Here is an 8,256-nt window from a genome sequence, read left to right as displayed (position 1 = left end):
GGCGATGGCTTTCCTCTGGTCTTCTTGCATGGCGCAGGCACGTTTACCGGCTTCGAATTCGCCCGCACGCTCGCCTCGGGCGCGAAAGTCATCATTCCTTATCATCCAGGGTTTGGTGACTCGGCAGATGACGATCGCATCACCTCAATCGATGACTATGTACTGCACTATGCCGATCTGTTTGACCGGCTCGGGCTCGAAGCGTTCGACCTTGCCGGCTTCTCGCTCGGCGGCTGGATCGCGGCCGAGTATGCGGCTCGGCAAAGCAGCCGTCTGCGTCGGCTGGCACTGATTTCGCCGGCCGGTCTGGTCGTGCGCGAACACCCCGCCCCCGACCTTTCCACCGTCAGCCCGCCTGAACTTCCTGGCTACCTGACCCATGACCCGAGCGTCGCGCTTGGATATTTCCCAGAGACGCAAGACCCCGCTTTCGGCGCGTCGCTTGGGCGCGAGATGACGGCACTCGGTCGCCTGCTTGCCATCGAGCCGCAAGGCAATCCGAAACTTGGCGCCTGGCTTCGTCGCATCGCTGCTCCCACCTTGCTGCTTTGGGGCAGCGAGGACCGGATGCGGCCGGCAGCGCAGGGAGACGCCTGGCAGAAGCGCATCCCCGATTCCCGCCTCGCACTGGTTCCCGGCGCCGGGCACCTCCTGTTTGAAGAAGCGCCGCAGGCGACCGCCCTGCTTCGCGATTTCCTTGCCGCCTGACGGCACCCTCAACGACGAACCACCAACCCACAAGGACAACGACATCATGATTGTAATGCAGGCCGGCGTGACAAAGAGCGACGAAGCCTATGACGGCACCGTCTGGAGCATTCTTGGCCAGACATACACTCTGAAGCAGCAATCGGATGCCTCCATGGCGTGGCACGCGATCCTGCCCTCCGGCACCTTCGTTCCGCCCCACACGCACCCGACCCAGGACGAGTTTGTCTCGGTCTTCGAAGGCCGCCTTGACCTCTGGCTCGACGGCAAGGAAGTGATTGCAACCGCAGGCGACCTGATCCGCATGCCGATGGGAGAGCCGCACGGCATCTTCAACAAGTCTTCCAGCACTGTGCGCTGCCTGTTCTGGGTCTCGCCGACGCGGGTCCTGCGTGGACTGTTCGACCGCATCCACAATGTCGGCGATCCGGCTGAAATCATGCGTATCGCAGCCGAGCATGAGGTCAATTTCCTGCCGCCGCAGTCCTGAAAGCGACACGTCTATCCGCCTGCCTCAGTCGCGGCAGGCGGAACACCCGCGGAAATGGGCCGCGGCTCAAACGAAGCTGCAGAATAGGCAGCCGCACACACAAGACCAGATTTTCCAACAGGGGACGGACGATGAACTGGGACACAATTACAGAAAACGACCGGTCGCGCATTCGGCGATGGCAAATCGGCATGCTTGCACTCGCGCTGGTGTGCGAGGTCTTTCTTGCCGCGGATTGGTATGCCTTCGCCGCAGTCATTCCATTCATCTCCGAAACCCTGCAGCTCGACCCGGCTCAGGCCGGTTTCGCGCAGGGGATCTTCGCGCTGACCTATGGCATCGGCATGGTCGTGTGGTCKCAAATAAGCCGGCACATGACGGCGCGCATGATGCTTTTGATCGGACTAGCCGGGACCGGCATGGGCATGGTCCTGCAGATCTATGTGCAGAACTATGGTCAGCTGGTCGCTCTGCGTCTCTTCATTGGCTTCTTCGATGCAGCGATCTTTCTCGGTAACATGAAGCTGGTCATCGGCTGGTTTCCGCAGTCACGGCGCGGCAGCATCATCGGCCTCATCCTGGCGGCATACAGCCTGGCGATCACGCTTGATTTCGCGCTCGGAATTCCGCTGACCATAGCCTTTGGCTGGCGCACATTCTTCGCCGTACTGGCTGCCGGAACGCTGGCGGTTGCGCTCGTCAACTGCCTCTTCGCCCGCAATGGGCCGGCCGAGATCGGCATCCACGGCTTTGCCTGGGAGCCACCGCTGCCGCGTGGCGCATCGATCCCTATCAGCGTCATCTTCCGCTCGAAGTGGATCATCGTCGGCGGCCTGGGCATCGCGGCCTGCACTTTCGCCATCGCCGGAACGGCGACCTGGGTCGTGCCGGCCTTCATCGCCRTACAGAACATGCCGGTCGAAAGCGCTGCTGTTATCGGCACGTTGATGGGACTGTCGCAGGTGCTGTTCCTGGTCCTCGGCGGTTACGCCGCCGATCGCATGGGCAAGGCCCTCATGATCAAGTTCGGCACAGCGATGGCGCTGATGACCGCCCTCGCCTTCACCGCCTCGGCAATCTATCCGATGTCTTTCGGCTGGCTGCTGGTCCTGGCTGGCCTGAGCGGCATTGCGGTGCTTGGTGGCGGTGCGATCTTCGCCCTGCTCACCGAGAAATACGCCGACGATCTGGCGACCGTCGCAATCGGCTATGCGGAGGTCCTCGGCGTCGCGGCGAGTTTCTTGTCGCCGTGGATGATGGGCGTGGTGATCCGAGCCTCCGGCGGCTCATTTTCCGAAGCCTTCATTGCCTTTGCATTGGTGGAAGCAGCTTTCCTGGTGATCCTGCTTGTCTTGGCGCGAGAGAAATTTGCACGCCCAAGCGAGATGGCGGTCTCTGCCAACTGACGGCAGACGAGCGGCGGCCACTTAGCAGATAGGAGGCCACATGTGCCTCCTATCTATAAGGAAACTCGGCCGTTCGCCGAATGTATCGGTCGACCAGAGGCTCTGATCCAGCAACCCATTCCGCTGAAACATCGGAACTGTCACAGAGGAGGTTCGCGCCTTCAGGCGTGGCACGACATCGGATGCGCGACTTTGCGGCTACAAACCTGTCGGTTCCAAATGCCGTCAAAAAGCGAGGTAAGGGCATTTCGCCATCGCTGACGATATTGCGGGCACGTTCGCGCAGATCGATGTCGCAGTGCTTTCAGGTATTGAAGTTGCGCTGATACGTGTCCTGGATCAGTTTCCGTGCGGCCTCTGCGGCACCCACTTCATCGCCCTTCTCGATCGCGATGGCGATGGCCTCGTGCATGTCGAGCGAGTGCGCGATGCCGAACGTTCTTAGTGTTTTTGGGATACTGACAGTCAGCGCGGCGCGTATTACCGAAGAAACAGGCAGCAGAAAGCGGTTGTGTGCTGCCTGAATGATCTGGAGATGAAAGGCAATATCGGCCTCTATCGACTGCCGTTCGTCGTCATATTGGCGCGACATCCCCTCGAAGGCGCGGCGAATTCCTGCCCGGTCTGCGGCGGTTGAGCGGCGCGCCGCCAACCCCGCCGCCACCGGTTCGATGGCCAGACGTATCTCGAACAGTTCTTCGGCAAGCGTCTCGCTGCTTTCGGAGTCATCTTGCCACGACAAAACAGTGGGATCGAGCGTGTTCCACCGGTCCGCCGGCAGGACGCGCGTGCCCATGCGCGGCTTGGCCTCGATGAAGCCCTTGGTGGAAAGGATCTTGAGCGCCTCGCGCAACGTCGTGCGACTGACCTGGAGGCTCGACAGGAGCTCCAGTTCCTTGGGCAGCATGTCGCCCGGCTTGAGGTCGCCACGAGTGATGCGCCGGCCAATATCGGCGGCGATCTGAGCCGGCAAGCCTCGCTCTGGCATCGGCCTTGGCGTTGTCATCAAATCCGATCCCGGCATCTTGGGCGCAACATAGACCGCGCGCTGTGCTGCGCCGGCAAAATCACCGGCGCGTGCCATAATTCATACCCTCGACCGCATTTCAACTAGCGGCAGCACACAGGGGATGCCGACACGTGGCACCCTTGTCAGGATGCGGTAGTCGTTTTGCGCGCCAGCGGCCCCAGATCGGCTGCAAAACGCTCGATCATGGCAAGCCCCGTCCCGTTGGGACGCAGCGCCGGCCCACGATCATGCACGGCCAATCCGCAACGCAGCGCAAACAGGCGCTTGCCGTAGCACAGCAGATTCTCCAGTCCCTGCATGGTGGAAACGACAGCCGGAAGCATCTGGCGATAGGTTGCCAGCGCACCGCCCTCGTCGCCGGCCTGGAAACTGTCATAGGCGGCGACGGCATAGTCGATGCAATCCGGCGCCAGGATCAGGCCACGGCAGCCGATGCGCAGATTGTCGAGCATTTCGAGCCCGGCGCGCCCGTTGAAGATCGGCAGCTTTCCCCCGGTCGCCTCGACCAGCCCGGCGATGTCGACGACCGGCCCCTCGCCTTTCACCAGCTGGATGTTGGGATGCTGGCGCACGAGATCGCTGATCTCGGTGGAGCTCAGCCCGCGGCCCATGAAGGCGGGAGCGTTCTGGATGGCGACGGGCAGATCGGTCGCCTCGGCCACGCGTCCGAAGAAGCGGATGTATTCGGCCGCACCATACTGGCCGACCATCGGCGGCTGCAGGATCAGCCAGTCGGCGCCAACGCTTTCAGCGTGGCGGACCTGGGCGATCTGCTCGGCCACCGACGCGCCGAAGATGGTGAGCGCCAGCGGCACGCTGCCGCCGGTGTCCTCGGCGATCCAGTCCATCACCGTACGGCGCTCGGCATCGGTCAGCTTGGACACTTCGGTGGCAAGGCCAAGTGCCGCCATGCCATGGACGCCAACCTCGAGGCAGACCTCGACCTGGCGGCGCATGGCGGCCCGGTCTAGCCGCTCCTGGTCATCGAACAGCGCGTAGAGGATGGCGTGGATGCCGTGCATGTCGGCGACAGAAAAACGGGACATCGGTCTCTCCCTCAATGACTTTCGCGCGGCACGTCGTGGCCACGGCAGCCAACCAGGAAATCAAGGTCGGCGCCGCGATCGGCCTGCATGACACGCTCGACATAGAGGCTCTGGTAGCCGCCCTGCATATCCGGCACCGGCGGGGTCCAGCGTTCGCGGCGGCGGGCGAGTTCTTCGTCGCTGACCTCGATGTGCAGGCGGCGGTTCTCAACGTCGAGTTCGATCATGTCGCCATCCTCAACCAGCGCCAGCGGGCCGCCGACAGCGGCCTCGGGTGCGGCGTGCAGGACGACCGTGCCGAAGGCGGTGCCCGACATGCGGGCGTCGGAGATGCGAACCATGTCGCGCACGCCCTTTTCCAGCAGCTTCTGCGGCAGCGCCATGTTGCCGACCTCGGCCATGCCGGGATAGCCCTTGGGGCCGCAGTTCTTCAGCACCATCACGCAGGTCTCGTCAATGTCGAGCGCTGGGTCGTCGACGCGCGCCTTGTAGTGCTCGATGTTTTCAAACACCACGGCGCGGCCGCGATGGCGCATCAGCTCCGGCGACGCGGCGGAAGGTTTCAAGATCGCGCCGTTGGGCGCGAGGTTGCCCCGCAGAACGGCAATGCCGCCCTGCTGGGTAAGTGCCTTGTCGCGAGGCAGGATCACTTCGTCGTTGAAGTTCTCGGCGCCGGCAATGTTGTCGCCGACCGTCTTGCCGGTGACGGTCAATGCGTCGAGATCGAGCAGGTCGGCGATCTCCTTCATGACGGCGGGAAGGCCGCCAGCGTAGCAGAACTCCTCCATCAGGAATTTGCCGGAAGGCATCAGATTGAGGATGGTCGGGATGTCGCGGCCATAACGGTCCCAATCCTCGAGCGTCAGTTCGGCGCCGATCCGCCCGGCGATGGCGAGCAGGTGGACGACCGCGTTGGTCGAGCCGCCGATCGCGCCATTGATGCGGATCGCGTTGGCGAAGGCCTTGCGGGTAAGTATCCGGGACAGGCGAAGGTCTTCCTTGACCATCTCGACGATGCGACGGCCGGACAGGCGGGCAAGCCGCGCGCGATGCGCGTCGACAGCCGGATAGGCGGCGTTGCCGGGCAAAGCCAGGCCAAGCGACTCGACCATCGACGCCATGGTCGAGGCCGTGCCCATGGTCATGCAGTGGCCGGGCGAACGCGACATGGCGCTTTCGGCGGCGGCGAATTCCTCGGCACTCATCAGGCCGGCGCGCACGTCCTCGGAGAATTTCCAGACGTCGGTGCCCGAACCGATCGGCTTGCCCCGGAAGCGGCCATTCAGCATCGGCCCACCCGAAACGACGATCGCCGGAACGTCGCAAGATGCCGCCCCCATGACAAGGGATGGCGTGGTCTTGTCGCAACCGGCCATTAGCACCACGCCGTCCATCGGGTTACCGCGGATTGCTTCTTCGACATCCATGGAAGCAAGGTTGCGGAAAAGCATCGCTGTCGGACGCAGGTTCGATTCACCGCAGGAGAAAACGGGGAATTCCAGCGGCAGGCCGCCGGCCTCCAGGATGCCCGCCTTCACGTGCTCGACCAGTCCGCGAAAATGCGCGTTGCATGGCGTGAACTCGGAGAAGGTATTGCAGATGCCGATCACCGGGCGGCCGTCGAAAGCATCGTCCGGCAGGCCGTTGTTCTTCATCCAGCTGCGGTGAATGAAGGCATCCTTGCCGAAGCCCCCGAACCAGGCCTGCGAGCGCAATTTCCGTGTCACGTCTTGTCTATCCCGTTGTTGGTCAGTGTCTTGCGACACGAATGGGTTGAGCGCGCCTGAGGTCGGTCATTCGAATGGCCCAGGCCATGTCACATGATCGCGCTGACTTGCACCGAACGCCACCGCCTTGGCGGCAAATGCGCTGCTCGAACCGGCGCCGTTCCCTGCTTCTTGTGAGCTGGCGTGCCTGTCGCTTTCGTTTCCCCAAGTCCCTCGGCAATCAGTCTTGTTTTCTCTTATAATCGGAGTTATTGGGGCGTCAAGAGCATCCAAATTTTGCCTGGGAGGGCGCGTGGCCGAGTTTGTTTCGTGGAGTGCCGACGAAGGTCCGGACGCCGGTTCAGCGAACCGCAACATCAGCCCATCGCACGGGCATTCCATGCGGCTGAGCAAGCGTTTGTTGGCTCGCAAGCCCATGCGCGGCACACGATCGCGCGCCTCAAAGCCCACTCGCGCAAACCCATCGAATTGACCCAATCGGGAATGGCGCAAACCCAACGCCATCACCCCGCTCACCGCCTGAATACAAAACCTGAAGAGAGAGGAGTTTTCCATGCGTCTCAAAACGCTCGCACTCACATTGGCGGCAGCTGTCGGCCTGACTAGTCTCGTCGCCCCCGCAACGGCCGCCCGTCTCGGGCACGGCATGCCGACGGAGCATCCGCAAGCGGTGGCGATGAAGAAGTTCGCCGAAGACGTTGCAAAGGCGACAGAAAACCGCGTCGAGATCCAGGTCTTTGACGGCGGCATCCTCGGCGGTGACGACAAGATGTTGCAGGCAACCCAGAGCGGCACGCTCGAACTCTATGTCGGCGGCGTAGCCCCGCTCTCGGGCAAGATCAAGGAAGTCCAGATATTCGACTTCCCGTTCGTGTTTGCCAACCGCGAGGAAGCCGGCGCCGTGCTGAACGGGCCGGTTGGCCGCAAGATGCTCGACCGCATGTCCGAGATCGGCCTGACCGGTCTTGCATGGAGCGAATTCGGCTTCCGCAACCTGACCAACAGCGTCAAGCCGATCAAGTCGGTGGACGACATTTCCGGCCTCAAGCTGCGCGTGATGCAGAACCCGGTGGCGCTCGACACCTGGAAGGCGCTCGGCGCCAACGCCGTGACGATGTCGTTCTCGGAAGTCTTCTCGGCGCTCGAGACCAAGGCGCTGGACGGCCAGGAGAACCCCCTCGCCCACATCTACGCCAACCGTATCTACGAAGTGCAGAAATACATCACGCTGACCAACCACGTCTATTCGCCGGTAGCGATCGTGGCTTCGAAGACCTGGTTCGAGGCCCTGCCGGAAGCTGATCGCAACGCCGTCATGACGGCGGCCTCCGACGCTTCGGCCTATCAGGCCAAGCTGATCGCCGAAAACGACGGCAAGATCACCGACCAGCTCAAGGAAACCGGCATCGAGATCGACACGATGCCGGACGCCGAACTCGCCAAGATGCGCGAGATCGTCAAGCCGGTGGTGGAGAAATACACCGCCTCGGTCGGCGCCGACTTCGTCCAGGAGTTCACGGCCGCGGTCGAAGCGGCGCGCAAAGGCGCGGCCAACTAATCACCCTGACCGATGCCGCGGACGGAAACGTCCGCGGCATCTTCGTGTCGACAATCCCGGGAGGTCCGAGCCATGCCGCGTCTCGTAGACAGATTTTTTCAGCTGCTTGAAGCCGTCATGGTGGTTTGCCTGGCCGGCATGTTCGTAATGGTGCTCGGCAACGTCATCTTGCGCGCCGGTTTCAACACCGGCATCGACGTCTCCGAGGAGCTGCCGCGCTTCCTGTTCATCTGGCTGACCTTCATCGGCGCCGTGGTGGCGATGCGCGAGAACCGGCACCTTGGCGTCGAC

The 8,256-nt window shown here is 62.7% G+C and carries 8 protein-coding genes; 5 read left to right on the top strand and 3 right to left on the bottom strand.

Features of this window, described 5'->3' with window-relative positions:
• From AC1DUU_RS15950 to AC1DUU_RS15940, 3 genes are all read left to right on the top strand, one after another.
• Positions 1-708: alpha/beta fold hydrolase (locus AC1DUU_RS15950; RefSeq protein WP_476784384.1), on the top strand; the 708-nt coding region annotated here is incomplete at its 5' end.
• Positions 709-754: 46 nt separating this feature from the next.
• On the top strand, positions 755-1,198 hold the full coding sequence (locus tag AC1DUU_RS15945) for a cupin domain-containing protein (protein ID WP_476784383.1): 444 nt from the start codon (positions 755-757) through the stop codon (positions 1,196-1,198).
• Between the two features lie 191 nt (positions 1,199-1,389).
• Positions 1,390-2,604, top strand: coding sequence for an MFS transporter (locus tag AC1DUU_RS15940; protein ID WP_476784382.1), 1,215 nt, complete (start codon positions 1,390-1,392; stop codon positions 2,602-2,604).
• 304 nt (positions 2,605-2,908) lie between these two features.
• On the opposite strand, the gene AC1DUU_RS15935 is transcribed toward AC1DUU_RS15940, so the two are convergent.
• From AC1DUU_RS15935 to araD, 3 genes are all read right to left on the bottom strand, one after another.
• Positions 2,909-3,592 (bottom strand): FadR/GntR family transcriptional regulator, encoded by a 684-nt coding sequence (locus AC1DUU_RS15935; protein WP_476784385.1) that lies wholly within the window; start codon positions 3,590-3,592, stop codon positions 2,909-2,911.
• A gap of 164 nt (positions 3,593-3,756) precedes the next feature.
• Positions 3,757-4,680, bottom strand: a complete 924-nt coding sequence (locus AC1DUU_RS15930; RefSeq protein ID WP_476784381.1) for a dihydrodipicolinate synthase family protein — start codon at positions 4,678-4,680, stop codon at positions 3,757-3,759.
• An 11-nt stretch (positions 4,681-4,691) separates the two neighbouring features.
• Positions 4,692-6,407, bottom strand: a complete 1,716-nt coding sequence (gene araD, locus AC1DUU_RS15925) for an L-arabinonate dehydratase (protein WP_476784380.1) — start codon at positions 6,405-6,407, stop codon at positions 4,692-4,694.
• Between the two features lie 553 nt (positions 6,408-6,960).
• Here araD and AC1DUU_RS15920 point away from each other — a divergent pair.
• Together AC1DUU_RS15920 and AC1DUU_RS15915 are read left to right on the top strand one after the other, a co-directional pair.
• Positions 6,961-7,965, top strand: a complete 1,005-nt coding sequence (locus AC1DUU_RS15920) for a TRAP transporter substrate-binding protein (RefSeq protein ID WP_476784379.1) — start codon at positions 6,961-6,963, stop codon at positions 7,963-7,965.
• A 72-nt stretch (positions 7,966-8,037) separates the two neighbouring features.
• Positions 8,038-8,256 (top strand): TRAP transporter small permease (locus AC1DUU_RS15915; RefSeq protein WP_476784378.1); only part of this gene is annotated, 219 nt, incomplete at its 3' end.

It is taken from the genome of Aminobacter sp. P4_H6_2, from assembly GCF_056400805.1.
Note: the sequence above shows the minus strand (reverse complement) of the source record. Positions and strands in the feature narration are given on the sequence as shown.